The sequence below is a fragment of the Cupriavidus sp. PET2-C1 genome (genome assembly GCF_054515855.1).
Genome location: NZ_CM137259.1, coordinates 478,020 through 495,024 on the forward strand (window position 1 = coordinate 478,020; position 17,005 = coordinate 495,024).

Consider the following 17,005-nt stretch of genomic DNA (forward strand, 5'->3'; position numbering starts at 1 on the left):
CCCATTACCTTCGCGGTGATGGGGCATTTTTTATCCGCGTGAGCCGTTCAGCGGTTCGTATGCAGCTCCAGCATGGCGCGCTCGGACTCGCCTTTGGCCAGCAACCCAAGCGGTGCGATGCTGCGGTCGATGGCCTCGTCGATGGCCTGCTGCTCCTCGCGGCGCGGCGGCTTCAGCACAAAATTGATCACATCCTCGCGCTCGCCGCCGCCACCCGCCGAATTACGCGGATGGCCGACGCCAAGGCGCAGGCGCCAGTAGTCCTGGGTGGTCAGGTGTGCGGAAATATCCTTGAGGCCATTGTGGCCGCCCGCGCCACCGCCGCGCTTGAGCTTGACGGTGCCTGAGGGCAGGTCCATCTCGTCATGGGCCACCACGATCTCGTCCGGCAGGATTTTGTAGAAGCGCGCGAGCGACACCACGGACAGCCCTGAGCGGTTCATGAAGGTGGACGGCTTGAGCAGCCAGATCTCCTGGTCCCACAGCCGGGCGCGCGCTGCCAGCCCGTGGAAGCGGCCTTCCACGCGCAGGGTGACGCCGCCCATGCGGGCCAGCTGGTCGACCAGCCAGAAGCCGGCATTGTGGCGCGTGGCTTCGTATTCCGCCCCGGGGTTGCCGAGGCCGACGATGAGTTTGATCATGCGTTGCACTACTTGGTTGAGAGGGGCGCGAAAGTGCTGCCAGAAGCCAAGCATACGCGAACCCCGGGACGAAAAAAAACCGCCGGACGCGCCGGCGGTTTTTTCTTGCGGCTGCGGGAGCCGTCCCGTTGCACGGCCCGGAGGCCGCGTTCAGGGTACTCAGGCAGCAGGCGTTTCTTCTTCGGCTGCCGCAACGCCGCCGGCCGGCAGCGAGATGCTGGCGATAGCGGGGTTTTCGTCACCGTGGGTGATGGCGCTCACGCCCTTCGGCAGCTTCACGTCGGACAGGTGCAGGGTCTGGCCCAGTTCCGCATTGCCCAGGTCCACTTCGATGAACTCAGGCAGGTCGGCCGGCAGGCACGACACTTCCAGTTCGTTCAGGATGTGGTTGACGATGCCATGGCCCAGCTTCACGCCCGGGGCGTTTTCCTGGTTCATGAAGTGCAGGGGCACCTTGACGTGGATCTTGTCGGTGGCCGACACGCGTTGGAAGTCAACGTGCAGGACCAGCGGCTTGAACGGGTGCATCTGGAAAGCGCGCAGCAGGGCCTTTTCAGCCTTGCCTTCCACTTCGAGGTCGAGAATCGACGAGTGGAATGCTTCTTTCTTCAGCGCGTGGAACAGTGCGTTGTGATCGAGTTCGATCATCTTGGGTTCGGCTGCGCCGCCATAGATGATGCCGGGGGTCTTGCCGGCGTTGCGCAGGCGGCGGCTCGCACCCGTTCCCTGTACGCTACGCTCGAAGGCTACTACTTTCATGATGACTCCAAATGTAAGAGGGCTGTCCGCGACCAGACAGCCCGATGAACCTCGCCACGTGCCGTAACCGGGGTCTTACCCCAAAAACAGCCGCAAACGCGGTAAAGCCTTGAATTCTATCAGGAATCGGCAAACAGCGACATGATCGAGTCGCCCTTGACGATCCGGGTGAAGGTCTCTGCCAGCAGCGATGCGGTCGAGAGCTGGCGAATCTTGCCGGACTGGATGGCATCGTCGCGCAGCGGAATCGTGTCGCACACCACCACTTCATCCAGTTCGGAGTCGGCGATGCGGGCTGCCGCGCCGCCGGACAGGACCGGGTGGGTACAGTAAGCGAATACCTTCAGCGCGCCGCGTTCCTTGAGCACCTGGGCCGCCTTGCACAGGGTGCCGCCGGTGTCGATCATGTCATCCATGATCACGCAGTTGCGGCCGTCGACTTCACCGATGATGTTCATCACTTCGGCCACGTTGGCCTTGGGACGACGCTTGTCGATGATGGCCAGGTCGCAGTTCAACTGCTTGGCCAGCGCACGGGCGCGCACCACGCCGCCGACGTCGGGCGAGACCACCAGCAGATTGCCGTAGTTCTTCTCGCGCAGGTCGCCCAGCAGAACCGGGGAGGCGTAGATGTTATCAACCGGGATATCGAAGAAGCCCTGGATCTGGTCGGCGTGGAGGTCCATGGTCAGGACCCGCTCGACGCCGGCAACTTCCAGCATGTTGGCGACCACCTTGGCCGAGATCGCGACGCGCGCTGAACGCGGGCGGCGGTCCTGGCGGGCATAGCCGAAGTAGGGCATGGCGGCAGTGATGCTGCGTGCCGAAGCGCGCTTGAGCGCATCGACCATCACCATCAGTTCCATCAGGTTGTCGTTGGTCGGCGCGCAGGTGGACTGCAGCACGATGACGTGCTTGCCGCGAACATTTTCCTGGATTTCAACTTGGACTTCGCCGTCGGAGAACCGACCGACCTGGGCCTTCCCGAGCGGGATGCCGAGGTGCTGAACGACAGCCTCCGCGAGTTTGGGGTTGGCGTTGCCGGTAAAAACCATCAAGCCTTCGCTGCTCATTCGGTGCACCTGTCTTGCTACTGGAGGGGAAACGATTGCTGCCGGCTAGTGCCGGCAGCTTTTCGTGCAGTGTCCGTAAGGACACTGTAGGATGTAATGGCAGGGGAAGAAGGATTCGAACCTTCGAATGCCGGAATCAAAATCCGGTGCCTTGACCAACTTGGCGACTCCCCTACACAACCGGGTACGTCCATCGTCACATTCAACTGCCTGCGACGCCGAACGAAAAAACTTTTATGCGAGCGTTGCGAGTGGGTGTTGCGATAAACTCTTCGCACACCTGCCATCCCATTCGGGAGGCAACCGGTCTAGTACCTGCTGCGCAGTTTGCTCGTCATTAAACCGTGCAAACACGCAGGCTCCGGAACCGGTCATCCTTGCATGTGGACTGTACTGTCTCAACCATTCAAGGGCTCGGGCAACTTCGCCGAACTTCACTGTTGCTATCGCTTCCAGGTCGTTGCGACCGAAACCGAACTTGTTTGTGCATCCAGTGAAGTCCGCTATTATGGTGATCGCCGTATCCCTTGTCAAGCGCTTGTCTGAAAAAATTGCAGCGGTCGGAACATGCTGCCGCGGATGGATGATGACGAACCAGCTTTCAGGCAATTCGACCGTCGTCAGTTCCTCGCCAATCCCTTGCGCGAACGCGTTTTCTCCATGCACGAAGAACGGCACGTCGGCGCCTAGTGAAAGGCCAATGCGCTTGAGTTCTTCGCGTCCCAGGCCCAGCCCCCACAGATGATTCAGTGCCAGCAGCGTGGTCGCCGCGTCCGATGATCCGCCGCCGATGCCGCCGCCCATCGGCAGCCGCTTGGCAATGGTGATGTCCGCGCCAAAGCGGGTGCCGCCAGCTTGCTGCAAGGCCTGCGCGGCGCGCACGATCAGGTCGCTCTGCGCCGGTACGCCCGGCACGTCGCTGATGCGCTCGATGCGGCCATCATCGCGGCGGAAAAAGTCGAGCGTATCGCTCCAGTCCACCAGTTGGAAAACCGTCTGCAGCGTGTGGTAGCCGTCCGCGCGGCGCCCGGTCACATGCAGGAAGAGATTCAGCTTGGCGGGCGCCGCGCAGTCGCGCAGTTCAGGCGGGGGCAGGGTGCGGGCCGTGCTCATTGTGCTTGCTCCGGATCGATGACCAGGCGTACCGAGAGCGGGTTGGCTGCGCCATCGCGCGCGAGGTCGATGCGGCGCGGGCTCGCCGTGGCCGGCGTCGATGGCGTCGTGGGCGTTGTGGGCGCGGCTTCCTGCCATGTCACGTAGCGCACGGTCCAGCCGTTCTGCGCCAGGGTAGCCAGCCGTCCGCTGTCGTCACGCGTGGTGCGCGCCGGGCTGCCGGGTGCGGGGCGGGCATGCAGCCAGTCGCGCAGGCCTGCCACCGGCAGCGAAAATCCAAGCGCATCCTCCAGCAAGGTATCGACTTCGGGCGCGTTGCGCGGTGGCTGGTTGGGCAGGTCGAGCGTGGCGCCGGAAGGCGTGGAGGTGACCACCGCCAGGGTCTGGCCCAGCGGCGAGATCAGGTCCAGGCGCACATTGCGGCCTTGCTCATGCCATTGGAAGCTGCCCTGCACGCCTTCATCGCGGCCATAGCGCACGTAGTTGGCGGCGAAGCGGCCGCTGAGGTCGCGAGCCTGGGCGGTCTCGCCGGCATCGAACTGCCGCGTGGGCGTGATGCTGGCGCAGGCGGCGAGCCATAAGGGGGCGCTCAGGCAGAGCAGGGCAAGGCGTCGGGATTTGGGCATGGCGTTTGGCGTGCGCGCCGGCGCCGCCGGGCGCCGGGCTGCCGGCCCGGCGCGAGGGCCGGGCGGCGGATGATTGCGGGTGATCGGAATGCTGCGTGACGGCTGCGGACGGCAGGATGCTACTTGGACAGCGCGGAGAGCGGGACGTTATAGCGGCGCAGGGTGTCGATCAGGATGACGTTATCCGGCTCGATCTTGGCGGCTTCGGTCCAGGTCTTGCGGGCCTCGTCCTGCTGGCCGAGCTGCCACAGCACCTCGCCGAGGTGGGCGCCGATTTCGGCCTCGGGTGCCTTGGCGTAAGCGTTGCGCAGCAGTTCGGCGGCCGGCTGCAACTGGCCCAGGCGGAACTTGACCCAGGCCAGGCTATCCATGATGTAGGGATCGTCCGGGCCCAGCGCGGAGGCCTTTTCCAGCAGCTTGAGGGCTTCGGGCAGGCGCACGTTGCGGTCCGCAAGCGAATAGCCCAGCGCGTTATAGCCCTGCTTGGCTTCCGGCTGCATGGCGATCACGCGGCGCAGCAACTTTTCCATGCTGTCGTAGCGCTTCTCGCGCTCATCGAGCATGGCGAGTTCATAGACCCAGTCCGAGTTGTCGGGCTCCGCCGCGGCGCGTTCATCCAGCACCTTGCGGGCGCGGTCGTAGGACTTGGCGTCGATCAGCATGCCAACTTCGGCCTGGCGGATAGCGGTCATGCGCTGCGCGCGCTGGTCGGGCTCGGGTATATCTTCGGCATCGGCCAGCATGTCGTTGAATATCGCCTGGGCGTCGTCGAGCTTGCCCATGCGGCCCAGCAACTGCGCGCGCTTGACGGCGGCAGCCGGCGCGAGGCGGGCGTCGTCGATGCGGTCGAGCCAGGCTACGGCCGCCGGGTAGTCCTTCTTTTCCTCGGCGATCTGCGCCAGGTATTGGTAGGCGATATCCGGGCTGGCCGCCGGCACTCGCTCGGCGAGCTGCAGGTATTCCTTCAGGTACAGCTCGGCCTCGTCGTAGCGCTTGGACTGCAGGCTGGTGAGGCCAAGCGCGAGCGGCACGCGCGGATCCTTCGGCGCAATCTTGCGCAGCGTCTCGAACTCCGAGCGCGCGGCTTGCAGGTCGTTCTGCTGCAGGTAGAGGCGGGCCAGCGTGATGTGCCCGTTGACCGAGGCCGGGGCCCTGTTGACGAACGCCTTGAGCCCGGCAATGGCCTGGTCCGGCGCGCTGTCGGCGCGCAGCTCGGCAGCCATCAGCGCGGCGCCTTCGAAGTCGGGACGGATCTTCTGGGCCTCGTCGAGCTCGGCCAGGGCGCCGGGAATGTCGTTGGCGGTTTCCTTGGCGCGCGCGAGGGCAAGGTGAGTCTCGGCCGACTTCAGGTCGTTGGCCACCAGGCGCTGCAGCAGCGCGGCCGCGCCGGCGGGATCGCTGGTGCGCGAAAGCTGCTGCTGCATCTGCAGGATGGCCTCCGGCCGCTGGCTCGGCGGCACGCCATTGAGCTGCAGGGCCAGCAGGGGTTCGGCTTCGTCCCATCGGCCGCTCAGGACCAGCAGGGTCGACAGCACCTGCCGCGCGCCGGCGGAGGTGGGCGCAAGCTCGGTCCACAGCCGCGCGGCGTCAAGCGCTTGCTGGGCGCTGCGGGCATTGAACGCGATCTCGGTGGCGCGCTGGGCAAAGCGCGGGTCGTGCGTATTGCGCGCCAGCTCCAGGTACGTCTGGTAAGCGGGGCCGACCACGCCGCGCTGGGCGGAGATTTCAGCGGCCAGCACCCGGTACAGGATGTCCGCGGTCAGCGGCACCGCCGGCAGGGGCATCTTCGGCGGCAGCGGGTTCGAGCGGATTGGCGTGGAAGCCTCCGCGGCGACCTTCATCGCGGGCTTGCCGTCCGCAGGCGCGGCGTGGCTGGCGAGCGGCGCCAGGGCGCAGACCGCCACCGCGGCCGCAGCCGTGGCTGCGAGCCTGTGACGCAGCGGCCGCCGGGGGAAGAGAAGTTGAGCGGTGGTCATCGGGGTACGGTCCAGGCGGTCCGACATGTGGGTGGGTGCTCCAGCACTCAAAGGCGATGGGTAAGGTAAAGGCATTGTAGCCTGCCGCTACAATGCTTTGCTTATCCGCATGGCACCGGCACGGCTGGGGTCTCTGGCGGTTTGAGTGGCACAAAAGGGAGAGGTTCGATGCCTGAGTTGCCAGAGGTCGAAGTGACCCGGCGCGGCTTGCTGCCGCATGTGGTTGGGCGGCGCATTGCCGAAGTAGTGGTGCGCCATCGCGGCCTGCGCTGGCCGGTCGAGCCGGATCTGGAGTCGCAGCTGGCCGGGCGGGTGATCGCGCGCATCGAGCGGCGCGGCAAGTACCTGCTGCTGGAGTGCGTGCGCCCGGACGGCGAGGCTCCCGGATGGCTGCTGATCCACCTTGGCATGACGGGCACGCTGCGGGTGTTGCCGCAGGCGCCGCCGCCGGGCACGCACGATCACCTTGACCTGGTCCTTGCCGACCCCGACGGTGCGGGTGATGCGCAGCCCGGCGCAGCCACCAGCCTGGTGCTGCGCTTCCGCGATCCGAGGCGCTTTGGCGCGGTGCTGTGGAGCCTGCTCGAAGAGTCGCAATTGCCGACCCATCCGCTGCTGAGCAAGCTCGGCATCGAGCCGTTCGACCCACGCTTCGACGGCGCCTGGCTCTATCGCCTGGGACGCGGGCGCAGCGCGGCCATCAAGACCGTGCTCCTCGCGGGCGACATCGTGGTGGGCGTGGGCAATATCTATGCATCGGAAAGCCTGTTCGCCGCGGGTATCCGCCCCACCACGCCGGCCGGGCGCTTGTCCCTGGCGCGTTGCGAACGCCTGGCCGAGGCCGTGCGCGACACGCTGGCCCGCGCGATCGAGCGCGGCGGCAGCACTTTGCGCGACTTCGTCGGCAGCGATGGCAGCAGTGGCTATTTCCAGCTGGATTGCGCCGTGTACGACCGCGCCGGCCATCCATGCCGGGTCTGCGGCACCACCATCCGGCAGATCGTCCAGGGGCAGCGCTCGACGTTCTACTGCCCGAGCTGCCAACGTTGAGTGCGGCTCTCGTTGCGCAGGCCGTACGAGAGTGATGATTGCCTATCTTCTTGCGAATGTGGCGCCAACCCGATGGCCCGGCGCAACAGGGAAGGCGGCGGGCGACTCGAATTTCACAAAAATCCGCCGTAAACCTGTATCTTGAAGAACGTAAAAAAGTGTTACAAAGACACCATGTCACCGCCCGGGTGCCGGCCATCGGACATCAAGATGTCAGGCCTGCAGCGCCGTCGCGGGGGCTTTTCGCCAAGCCGATCCCAGTGCCAATGACAACCCTCGCCCTTCAATTCGAACAATACGGCGCCTGGAGAACCGGGGTACTCCACTCCCTGGCCGAATTCCGCTCCTGGCTGCAACAGCACGATCTCTACGACGCCCAGGCCGACGAACGCGTCCAGCGCATCCAGGGCGTGCTCAAGAGCGACCGGCTCAAGGTGGCGTTCATCGCGGAGTTTTCGCGGGGCAAGAGCGAGCTGATCAACGCGATTTTCTTTGCCGACTACGGCCGTCGCATCCTGCCGTCTTCCGCCGGGCGCACCACGATGTGCCCGACCGAGCTGCGTTACGACGAAGCCGAGGCGCCGTGCATCCGGCTGCTGCCGATCGAGACGCGCCTGCAGGAAGCTTCCACCGCCGATTTCCTTGACGTCGATGCGCACTGGCATACCGTGCCGCTCGACCCCTCGTCGCCCGATGGCATGCTGGATGCATTCCGGCACGTGGTCGAGACCAACCGTGTCACGCGCGAGATGGCCGAATCGCTTGGCCTGTACAACGAGAACGATCCCGACGCCGCCTACGCGCTCGATGCCGATGGCATGGTCGAGATTTCCCGCTGGCGCCACGCGGTCATCAACTTCCCGCATCCGCTGTTGCGCCAGGGCCTGGTCATCCTCGACACGCCGGGCCTCAACGCGATTGGCACCGAGCCCGAACTGACGCTGCGCCTGATCCCGGACGCGCATGTCGTGGTGTTCATGCTGGCGGCCGACGCCGGCGTGACCAAGAGCGACCTCGACCTCTGGCGCAGCCATGTGAGCGCAGGCCACCGCAAGGGCTGCCTGGCGGTGCTCAACAAGATCGATGGCCTGTGGGACCCGCTCAAGTCGCCGGCCGAGACCGCGGCCGAGATCACGCGCCAGGTCACCACCAGCGCGCATGTGCTGGGCATCGACGAGTCGCGCGTCTACCCGGTGTCGGCGCAGAAGGGCCTGGTGGCCAAGGTCACCAACGATGACGACTTGCTGGCACGTAGCGGCCTGCCGCAATTCGAGCACGTGCTGTCTGACCAACTGATCCCGCAGCGGCGCGAGATCGTCGCCGACCAGGTGCAGCGCTCGGTGGAGGAGATGGCGCGCGGCGCGCAGCAACTGCTGCAAAGCCGCCGCCGCAGCATCGTCGAGCAGTTGTTCGAGCTGCGCGGGCTGCGCGGCAAGAACCACGCGATGGTCAAGCACATGCTGATGCGCGTGCAGTCGGAGAAAGAAGAGTTCGAGCAGAGCATCGCCAAGTTCCAGGCCCTGCGGCTGGTGTTCGGGCGTCATAGCGCGGACATCATCAAGAGCCTGCAGCTGCGCGACGTGCGCCGCACCATGCGCGAGCGCCGCGAGCAGATGAAGGAGCGTTTCTTCTCGCGCGGCATGCGCGAGGACATGGACGCCTTGTTCGCGCGGCTTGGCGAACTGGTCAGCGAGGCGGACCAGAAGATCGCCCAGCTCCACCAGCTCACCGACAGCATGTACCGCCGCTTCAATGCCGAGCATGGCTTTACGCTGCCCGCGCCGATCCAGTTCGTCACCGCGCGCTACGTCAACGAATTGCAGCAGACGCTGGCGTTGGCCCACACGCACTTCGGCGCCATGAACATGCTCACGCGCTCGCGCCCGCAGCTGGTGCAGAGCGCGTTTTCCACCATCGCCACCCGCGTGCTGGAGACCTTCCGCGATCTGAACCGCGATATCGAGATCTGGCTCAAGTCGGTGATGACGCCGCTGGAGGCGCAGGTGCGCGAGCACCAGAAACAGCTGCGCCGCCGGGTCGATTCGATCGAGCGCATCCACGAGGCCACCGACACGCTCGAGAGCCGCATCGCGCAGCTCGAGGAAGTGCTCAACGGCCTGGACGATCGCAGCGGGCGCATCGAATCCTTCTCCAGGCGGATCCTGCAGCCGGACGCCGACGAGGGGCAGCTCAAGGCGTTCGCGGCCTGAAGCGCGGCCGGCGGCGAGTGCCGGCGGCGAGTGCCGGCGGCGAGTGCCGGCGGCGAGTGCCGGTGGCGAGTGCCGGTGGCGGCGAGGCGGTATCATGACGCGCCGCCGCCTTCGGCGCTGTTGCTGTGTTGCCTTACCCGTCACGTACCCGATGCCCGCCAAGCCCGCTGCTTCTCCTGCCGTTTCATCCGATCTTTCCCCCGCCGTGGTTCCTGCCAATTTCGCCGCGCGCGTGGTGGGCTGGCAGCGCGTGCACGGGCGCCATGACCTGCCGTGGCAGAACACCCGCGACCCTTACCGCATCTGGCTGTCCGAGATCATGCTGCAGCAGACCCAGGTCAGCGCGGTGATCGAGTATTTCCAGCGTTTCGTCGGCCGGCTGCCAACCGTGGCCGCATTGGCCGAGGCCAGCGCGGATGAGGTGATGGCGCTGTGGGCCGGGCTTGGCTACTACTCGCGCGCGCGCAACCTGCACCGCTGCGCCAAGGCCGTAATGAGCGAGCATGGTGGTGTGTTCCCGACCGACCCCGAGGTGCTGGTGACGCTGCCCGGCATCGGCCGCTCCACCGCGGCAGCCGTGGCGGCGTTCAGCGCCGGCGTGCGTTCGCCGATCCTGGATGGCAACGTCAAGCGCGTCTTTGCCAGGTTCTTTGGCATCCATGGCCATCCCGGCGTCAAGGCGGTGGAGAACCGCATGTGGCAGATTGCCGATGCGGTCCTGCCCGCCAAGGGGCCGGCGCAAGCCGAGGACATGGTGTCCTACACCCAGGGCGTGATGGACCTCGGCGCCACTGTCTGTTCGCGCGGCAAGCCAGCCTGCCTTGCCGCCGCCGCGTCGTGCCCGCTGGCCAGCGACTGCGTGGCGCGCCGCGACGGGCTGACCGGCGTGCTGCCCACGCCGAAGCCGCGTGCCGCCATTCCCGAGCGCAGCACCGTGATGCTGCTGGTCCGCCGCGGCCGCGAGGTCCTGCTCGCACTGCGCCCGGATAGCGGCATCTGGGGCGGGCTGTGGAGCTTGCCCGAAATGCCGGTCGACACCGTGCCCTTCGATGCGGAACTGGCCGAAGACGCTGCGCTGGAACGCGCCCGCGAATTCGGCAATCCCAGCACGGCCAATATGGTCGGCGAGCTCACCCACGTCTTCACCCACTTCCGCTTGCTGATCCGCGCCATTCGCGTCGACGTCACCGGCCTCACCGCGCGCGATGCCGCCGACGGCCCCGCGCTACGCTGGCTGTCACTGGACGATCTGGATGCGGTAGGCACGCCCGCGCCGGTGCGCAAGCTGCTGGAGGCGCAAGCCCAAGGCGGATTGTTCTAACGCTGCTTAGAGGCCATTTCAAAAAGATTCTGGCGTCGTTGCGCGGCCTTGCCGTACCAGTTGTACTGTCTGCGGCCGCGCGCCTAGCCAGAACCGCTTCGCTTCATTTTGAAACAGCCTCTTAGAGGATGTGGTGCTGGTGCATGTATTTATGCACGATCTCGATCCGCATGCCCGCGTCCGGCAGCGCCATCAGCATCTGCTTGGCCTTGAGCGGCACCGGCAAGAACTCGCACAGCCGATTGGCCACCCAGCTGGGGTCATCCCACAGGAACGGCTCGCTGAAAGGCAGCTCGCCCGGATGCTCGGCATGGAGCGAAGCAACGATACGCCGCAGCACGGCCAGGCATTCGCCCAGTAGCTCGAGCTTGCAGTCGATGATGTCGGGCGGCAGCAATTCCGCCTGGCCGACCAGCAAGCCGTCGGGGCTCACGCTGTGGCCCAGCAGCCGGAAGCGCTGGCGGCCGCGCGCGCTGATCAGTAGCACGCCCAGTTGCTCCATATTGCAGTCGATGATGTCGGCCAGGCAGCCGATCGTCTCGGGCATGGTGGGCTCGTCCTGGCGGGCGACCTCATTGCCGCTGGCGATCAGGCAGACACCGAAGGGCGAGCGATCGCGCATGCAGGCGCGCACCATGTCCACGTAGCGCGCTTCGAACACGCGCAGTGGCAGCAGCCCATCGGGAAAGAGTACGGTATGCAGCGGAAACAGCGGCAGGCCATCCAGCGTAGGCCCCGCCGAGGTGCTGTGCGAGGCGGCGAATGAAGTGGATGAGCCGGGTGTGGCGGGTGAGGACATGCTGAGCCAGCAAAGGTTTCGGGCGAGAATTGCCGAGCCTGACCGCGAAACCTGGCGGTGCGGTGTTTAGCCGCCCGGCGCGAGCTCGCGGTGTCTCACCAGCACATTACCATGGGCACGAAAATAGTTGGCAAGTCTTTCCGCGATGTACACGGAGCGATGCTGCCCGCCAGTGCAACCGATTGCGACGGTCAGGTAACTGCGATTGTCAGCGATGAAACTTGGTAGCCACTTTTCCACATAGGCGCGTATGTCCTCGGCCATGGCCAGCACCATCGGCTGGCTTTGCAGGAAGTCGATCACGGGCTCGTCGCGGCCGGTCAGCGGGCGCAGCGCCAGGTCGTAGTAGGGGTTGGGCAGCGAGCGCACGTCGAACACCAGGTCGGCGTCACTGGGCACGCCGTGCTTGAAGCCGAACGACTCGAACAGCAATGTGAGCTTGAGGTCATCGCCGCGCACGAATTCCTTGATCCACGCGCGCAATGTATTGGTGCGCACATTGCTGGTGTCGATGCGGTGCGCAGCCTCCGCCAGCGGGCTCAGGAGCTCGCGCTCCATCTCGATGGCCTCGATCAGCGAGGTGTCGTTGAGTGCGGCCTCGGCGGTACTGTCGGCGAGATTCTCGTTCTTGGGATTGGCCGAGAGGCTAGCCATGGCTGCGCGCATCGACAGCGGATGGCGCCGCCTTGTCTCGGAATAACGCTGCACCAGCGCATCGGTATTGGCGGTCAGGAAGACCACCCGCACCTGGTGTTCAGAGGCGAGGTCGCGCAGCGTGCCGGGCAGCTTGTCCAGCGATTCGCGGCTACGGATATCGGTGGCGACGCCCAGATGGGTGTAGCCCTGCGCCGCCAGGTACTGGGCCAGCTCCGGGATAAACTGCGCCGGCAGGTTGTCGACGCAGTAGTAGCCCGCGTCTTCCAGTACGTTCAAGGCAACGGATTTGCCGGAGCCGGAGATCCCGGTGATAAGTATGATGCGCATAGCACGACAAGCATAACATCAGGTGATGACGCCGTCATGACGGCGCCGTGCCAGTAAAAATGGCGAACCGAAAAGGTTCGCCATTTTTACACGTCCGCGCCGCAAATGATGCCGGTAGCTTACTTGGACAAGCAGTCGCTCATGAAGGCCTTGCGTTCATCGCCCTTCTTGCCGGTGGCCTGGGCGTTGCAGGACTTCATCTTTTCCTGCTGGCTGTTCTTGGCGGGTGCGGCTGCGGGCTTGTTGGACAGGCAGTTGCTCATGAAGGCCTTGCGCTCGTCGCCCTTCTTGCCGGTGGCCTGCGTGTTGCAAGCCTTCATCTTGTCCTGCTGGGTGTTAGCTGCAGCGGGTGCAGCGGGTGCAGCTGCGGCAGCGGGTGCCGCGGGGGCCGCTGCCGGTGCATTCTGGGCGAAGGCGCCGGTGGCAAAAAGCGGGGCTACCAGCACGCACATCGCGATCAATTTTTTCATGCTTGCTCTCCTGGCTGTGGAAAACTTCATGGCTGCTGGCCTGTCGGCTCGGCAACTCGGGCTGGGCCCAATGCCCATTACTGCACAAAACGGCCTATGCCCCAATCGCGTTGACCATTGAAGCGCGGCCGGATGTAAGCAATTGCAAACGGCCCCGTCGTGGTCGCATGACGTGGGCCTGCCAAGCCTAGAGTAGCCGGCCCTGGCCCCGCGATGCGACATCGGCCTGCATCGCGGCGCGCTGGCGGTCCATGAAGTCGCGCAGCGTGTCGATGCCGCGCAAGCGCAGGATGGTGTTGCGCACGGCGGCCTCGACCAGCACGGCGAGATTTCGACCGGCCGCCACCTGGATCTTGACCATGTGGATAGGCAGGCCGAGCACGTCGAGATACTGGGAGTCCAGCGGCAGGCGCTCGAATTCGCCATCGTTGCGGCGTACCAGCTGCACCACCAGCTTGAGCTTCATCTTGCGGCGTACCGCGGTCTCGCCAAAGATGGTCTTGATGTCGAGCAGGCCCAGGCCGCGCACTTCCAGCAGGTTCTGCAGCAGCGGCGGGCAGCGGCCCTCGATGAAGTCCGGCCCGAGGCGCACGAAATCGACGGCATCGTCCGCCACCAGCCCATGTCCGCGCGAGATCAGTTCCAGGCCGAGCTCGCTCTTGCCCAGGCCGGATTCGCCCATCACCAGCACGCCCATGCCGAGGATGTCGAGGAACACGCCGTGCATGGTTACGCGCGGCGCGGAAATGCGCGACAGATAGAGGCGCAGGTGATCGATCACCGCGGCCGAAGACACCGGCGTGGTGAACAGCGGGGTGGACGAGCGCGTGCAGCGCAGTTCCAGGTCGGGCGGCGGCTCCATGCCGTCGGCGATCACCAGGAACGGCGGCTCCAGCAGGATCAGCTCGCCCATCTGGCGCTTGCGCATCTCGTCATCGAGGCGCTGGTAATACGTGATTTCGGGCTTGCCCAGCACCTGGATCCGGTTCGGGTGGATCAGGTTCAAGTGGCCGACGAGATCGGCCGCGGACGTGGCTTCACGCGCAAACTCGACATCGAAGGCGCGGTCCGCACCCTCCAGTCCTGCTACCCAGGAGAGTTTGATATCGGCTGCGTTGTCGTCGAAGATCGACTGCGAGGTGACGCCAGTGAGTTCCATTCGGGTGCTTTCAGGGGCGGGCTTTCAGTGCCGGATCAAGGGTGCCATTGCGTCAGCAACTGGTGCACGTCGTCGGGGGTGGGCAGGGTAGCCAGTCCTTCGCGCATCTCGCGGTCGGACAGCAACTGGGCGATCTCGGAGAGAATTTCCAGATGCTGCTGGGTGGCCTGTTCGGGCACCAGCAGGAAGATCAGCAGCGCGACCGGCTTGCCGTCGGGCGACTCGAAGGGGATCGGCTCGGCCAGGCGCATGAAGGCGGCCAGCGGCTGCTTCAGTCCCTTGATGCGGCCGTGGGGGATTGCAACCCCCGCGCCTAGGCCGGTGGACCCCAGCGACTCGCGGGCGAACAGGTTGTCGGTCACGGTCGCGCGCGCTACGCCATGGTTGTTCTCGAAGAGGAGCCCGGCCTGTTCGAACACGCGCTTCTTGCTGGTGACGCTGACGTCGAGGTTGATGTTGCCGGGTGGCAGCAATTTAGCCAAACGATTCATGTGGAATGCGCAGGGTTTTCTAGTAAGCAGGCCCGGGGCCAGGAGGCGTCCCGCCGGGCGGAAAGTGGATAAAAACCAAGGCCCGAGGTTTCCACCGGTTGTCCCCCATGCCGGTGTCGGGCGTCTGGCCATTATAGAGCAGGCCCGCTTCCGCTTTGTGCATTGCAATAGCCGATGCGCTCAAGCGGTGCTGCATGCACCGGAATGGCTAGGCCAGTCAACTATGTATTGCACAGCATACACCGGTACATATGCGTTGCGGAATCCCCTGTGTGCCCCGATTGGGTAGGCCGCAATGAAAAAGCCGCGCTCTGGGCGCGGCTTGATTCCATTTTTCAAGGGACTGACACCGACGGCCCGGTATGTGGGCCGCCAGGCACGGTCATTGCTGCATCTGCGATGCGGCCATCTGATACTTGACCGCTTCACGGTCGTGGCTCTGCACGCGATCCTTGTGGCGAATCACCTGCCGGTCGAGCTTGTCGACCAGTGCGTCGATAGCGGCATACAGGTCTTCATGATGCGCTTCGACAAAGATGTCCTTGCCCTTGAGATGTAGATTGATTTCCGCGTACTGCCGCCGGTCCTTTTCTTTTGTATTGTCGACAGAGAGCAGCACACTTACGCCAATGACTTGATCGAAATGCCTGACGATACGCTCCAGTTTCGTTTCCACGTACTCACGCAGAGGGGGCGTGATGTCCAAGTGGTGTCCACTGATCTTGAAGTTCATAGCGTTTCTCCTTCTGAAAGAGCTGCATCAGGCAGGCGATGCAGCTCGGCTACAAAGTCTTACGGAGATTGACCGCGGGAATCTTGAGCGCTTCGCGGTATTTGGCAACGGTACGCCGTGCCACCACAAAGCCTTGCTCGCCGAGCAATTCGGCAATCCGGCTGTCGGACAAGGGGTTCCTAGCGTCTTCGGCTCCTATCAATTGCTTGATCAACGCACGGATTGCCGTTGATGAGGCCGCGCCGCCGGTTTCTGTGGATACGTGAGAGCCGAAAAAATACTTCAGCTCGAAAGTCCCCATCGGCGTTGCCATGTATTTATTGGTAGTCACCCGAGAGATGGTGGACTCGTGTAAACCCAGTGTATCGGCAATCTCCCGCAAAACCAAGGGGCGCATCGCAATTTCACCGTGGGTGAAGAAGTTCTTTTGACGTTCGACAATGGCTTGTGCGACGCGCAATATCGTGTCGAACCTTTGCTGGATATTCTTGATCAACCAGCGTGCTTCCTGCAGCTTTTGCTGCAATCCGGCCGCGCCCGCGTCGCCTTTTGCACCGCGCAAAATCTGCGCGTACATGTCGTTGATGCGTAGCCGCGGCATCACATCCGGGTTGAGATGGGCGATCCATCCGCCGCTCAACTTTCGAACAAAAACATCGGGCACCACGAAATCCGCTTCCGGCCGGCTGTAGGCATGGCCGGGATAGGGCGCGAGCGAGCGGATCAGTTCATGGGCGGCCTTGAGTTCCGGTTCGTCCACTTGCAGCGCCTTTTTAAGGCGCGTGTAATCGCGCACCGCCAGCAGCTCGAGGTGGTTGGTGACGATGCTCAGCGCCAGTTCGCGCTGCGGATGCTTGAGCCTGCGCAATTGCAGCGCCAGGCACTCGGCGGCGTTGCGTGCCCCGACGCCCGGCGGATCGAAGCTCTGCAGCAGCGTGAGCACAGCCTGGATCTCGTCGACCTCGAACTCGAGCTCCTCCGGCAGCTCGCTGCAGATTTCCTCGAGCGTGGTGCTCAGGTAGCCGTCATCGTCCAGGGATTCGACCAGGAAGATAGCCAGCCCCTTGTCGCGCAGGGAAATCTTGAGCGGCGCCAGCTGTTCCATGAGGTGTTCACGCAGCGTGGGCTCGGCGTCGCGCAGCTGCATCGGGGTCTTTTCGTCGTCTTCGCCTTGCGGGCGGCGGGCGAAGTCGTCCAGGCTCCAATCGCTGCCGTAGTCCTCGTTGCTGTCGGAGTAGCTGTCGTCGGCTTCGGGGGCGCCATCCGGGCGGTTCTCGCTGGTGCCCTGGCCATCGGCGGGCGCCGGCGCGGGCGCGCTCTGCAGGTTCACCGAGCCGTCCGAAGACACGCGCAACGGGCTGTCCAGCCAGTCGTTCTCACGCTCGAGCAAGGGGTTCTCGGTCAGCGCCTGTTCCACTTCCTGCTGCAGTTCAAGCGTGGACAGTTGCAGCAGCCGGATCGACTGCTGGAGTTGCGGCGTAAGCGCGAGATGCTGCGAGAGGCGGAGCTGTAGCGACGGTTTCATGCGACCTATTTTATGCTCAACTTCCGTACTGATGGAACGGAAATTGCTATCGCTGATGTCGCTATGATCGTTTGA

The 17,005-nt window shown here is 64.6% G+C and carries 16 protein-coding genes and 1 tRNA gene; 3 read left to right on the forward strand and 14 right to left on the reverse strand.

Annotated elements, in window-relative coordinates:
- Positions 1-47: 47 nt before the first annotated feature.
- The 7 genes from pth to ACX12D_RS02225 all read right to left on the reverse strand — a co-directional run bounded on the left by pth (position 48) and on the right by ACX12D_RS02225 (position 6,215).
- Positions 48-641 carry an aminoacyl-tRNA hydrolase gene (gene pth / locus ACX12D_RS02195; protein ID WP_441632312.1) on the reverse strand — a complete coding sequence of 198 codons (594 nt, stop codon included), beginning with the start codon at positions 639-641 and terminating at the stop codon, positions 48-50.
- 159 nt (positions 642-800) lie between these two features.
- Positions 801-1,400, reverse strand: a complete 600-nt coding sequence (locus ACX12D_RS02200) for a 50S ribosomal protein L25/general stress protein Ctc (protein ID WP_459372762.1) — start codon at positions 1,398-1,400, stop codon at positions 801-803.
- A gap of 119 nt (positions 1,401-1,519) precedes the next feature.
- On the reverse strand, positions 1,520-2,473 hold the full coding sequence (locus tag ACX12D_RS02205) for a ribose-phosphate pyrophosphokinase (RefSeq protein ID WP_017229695.1): 954 nt from the start codon (positions 2,471-2,473) through the stop codon (positions 1,520-1,522).
- Between the two features lie 97 nt (positions 2,474-2,570).
- A tRNA-Gln gene (locus ACX12D_RS02210) sits at positions 2,571-2,647 on the reverse strand.
- A gap of 60 nt (positions 2,648-2,707) precedes the next feature.
- Positions 2,708-3,586, reverse strand: a complete 879-nt coding sequence (gene ispE, locus ACX12D_RS02215) for a 4-(cytidine 5'-diphospho)-2-C-methyl-D-erythritol kinase (protein ID WP_459372763.1) — start codon at positions 3,584-3,586, stop codon at positions 2,708-2,710.
- Positions 3,583-4,212: a lipoprotein insertase outer membrane protein LolB gene (gene lolB, locus ACX12D_RS02220; protein ID WP_459372764.1), complete on the reverse strand. Its 630-nt coding sequence runs from the start codon at positions 4,210-4,212 to the stop codon at positions 3,583-3,585. The genes ispE and lolB overlap by 4 nt, the downstream gene beginning before the upstream one ends.
- A 119-nt stretch (positions 4,213-4,331) precedes the next feature.
- Positions 4,332-6,215, reverse strand: a complete 1,884-nt coding sequence (locus ACX12D_RS02225) for a tetratricopeptide repeat protein (RefSeq protein ID WP_459372765.1) — start codon at positions 6,213-6,215, stop codon at positions 4,332-4,334.
- A 141-nt stretch (positions 6,216-6,356) separates the two neighbouring features.
- Between ACX12D_RS02225 and mutM the strand changes: the two genes are divergently transcribed.
- The 3 genes from mutM to mutY all read left to right on the forward strand — a co-directional run bounded on the left by mutM (position 6,357) and on the right by mutY (position 10,769).
- The gene (mutM, locus tag ACX12D_RS02230) at positions 6,357-7,238 is read left to right on the forward strand and encodes a bifunctional DNA-formamidopyrimidine glycosylase/DNA-(apurinic or apyrimidinic site) lyase (protein ID WP_459372766.1); all 882 of its coding nucleotides are present in this window, start codon (positions 6,357-6,359) and stop codon (positions 7,236-7,238) included.
- 266 nt (positions 7,239-7,504) lie between these two features.
- The gene (locus ACX12D_RS02235) at positions 7,505-9,448 is read left to right on the forward strand and encodes a dynamin family protein (protein WP_441632324.1); all 1,944 of its coding nucleotides are present in this window, start codon (positions 7,505-7,507) and stop codon (positions 9,446-9,448) included.
- Positions 9,449-9,599: 151 nt separating this feature from the next.
- Complete coding sequence (gene mutY / locus ACX12D_RS02240) at positions 9,600-10,769, forward strand: A/G-specific adenine glycosylase (RefSeq protein WP_459372767.1); 1,170 nt, start codon at positions 9,600-9,602, stop codon at positions 10,767-10,769.
- A 121-nt stretch (positions 10,770-10,890) separates the two neighbouring features.
- Here the strand turns inward: mutY and ACX12D_RS02245 are convergent, their stop codons facing one another.
- The 7 genes from ACX12D_RS02245 to ACX12D_RS02275 form a co-directional block, all read right to left on the reverse strand.
- Complete coding sequence (locus ACX12D_RS02245) at positions 10,891-11,568, reverse strand: LON peptidase substrate-binding domain-containing protein (protein ID WP_459372768.1); 678 nt, start codon at positions 11,566-11,568, stop codon at positions 10,891-10,893.
- Between the two features lie 66 nt (positions 11,569-11,634).
- Positions 11,635-12,552: an RNase adapter RapZ gene (rapZ, locus tag ACX12D_RS02250; RefSeq protein ID WP_441632330.1), complete on the reverse strand. Its 918-nt coding sequence runs from the start codon at positions 12,550-12,552 to the stop codon at positions 11,635-11,637.
- 119 nt (positions 12,553-12,671) lie between these two features.
- Positions 12,672-13,022, reverse strand: coding sequence for a PsiF family protein (locus ACX12D_RS02255; RefSeq protein ID WP_459372769.1), 351 nt, complete (start codon positions 13,020-13,022; stop codon positions 12,672-12,674).
- 187 nt (positions 13,023-13,209) lie between these two features.
- The gene (gene hprK / locus ACX12D_RS02260) at positions 13,210-14,181 is read right to left on the reverse strand and encodes an HPr(Ser) kinase/phosphatase (RefSeq protein ID WP_006159437.1); all 972 of its coding nucleotides are present in this window, start codon (positions 14,179-14,181) and stop codon (positions 13,210-13,212) included.
- 35 nt (positions 14,182-14,216) lie between these two features.
- Positions 14,217-14,672 carry a PTS IIA-like nitrogen regulatory protein PtsN gene (gene ptsN / locus ACX12D_RS02265; protein WP_006159436.1) on the reverse strand — a complete coding sequence of 152 codons (456 nt, stop codon included), beginning with the start codon at positions 14,670-14,672 and terminating at the stop codon, positions 14,217-14,219.
- Between the two features lie 382 nt (positions 14,673-15,054).
- Positions 15,055-15,405, reverse strand: a complete 351-nt coding sequence (gene hpf, locus ACX12D_RS02270; RefSeq protein WP_006159435.1) for a ribosome hibernation-promoting factor, HPF/YfiA family — start codon at positions 15,403-15,405, stop codon at positions 15,055-15,057.
- 49 nt (positions 15,406-15,454) lie between these two features.
- The gene (locus ACX12D_RS02275) at positions 15,455-16,930 is read right to left on the reverse strand and encodes an RNA polymerase factor sigma-54 (protein ID WP_043343436.1); all 1,476 of its coding nucleotides are present in this window, start codon (positions 16,928-16,930) and stop codon (positions 15,455-15,457) included.
- Between the last annotated feature and the right edge of the window lie 75 nt (positions 16,931-17,005).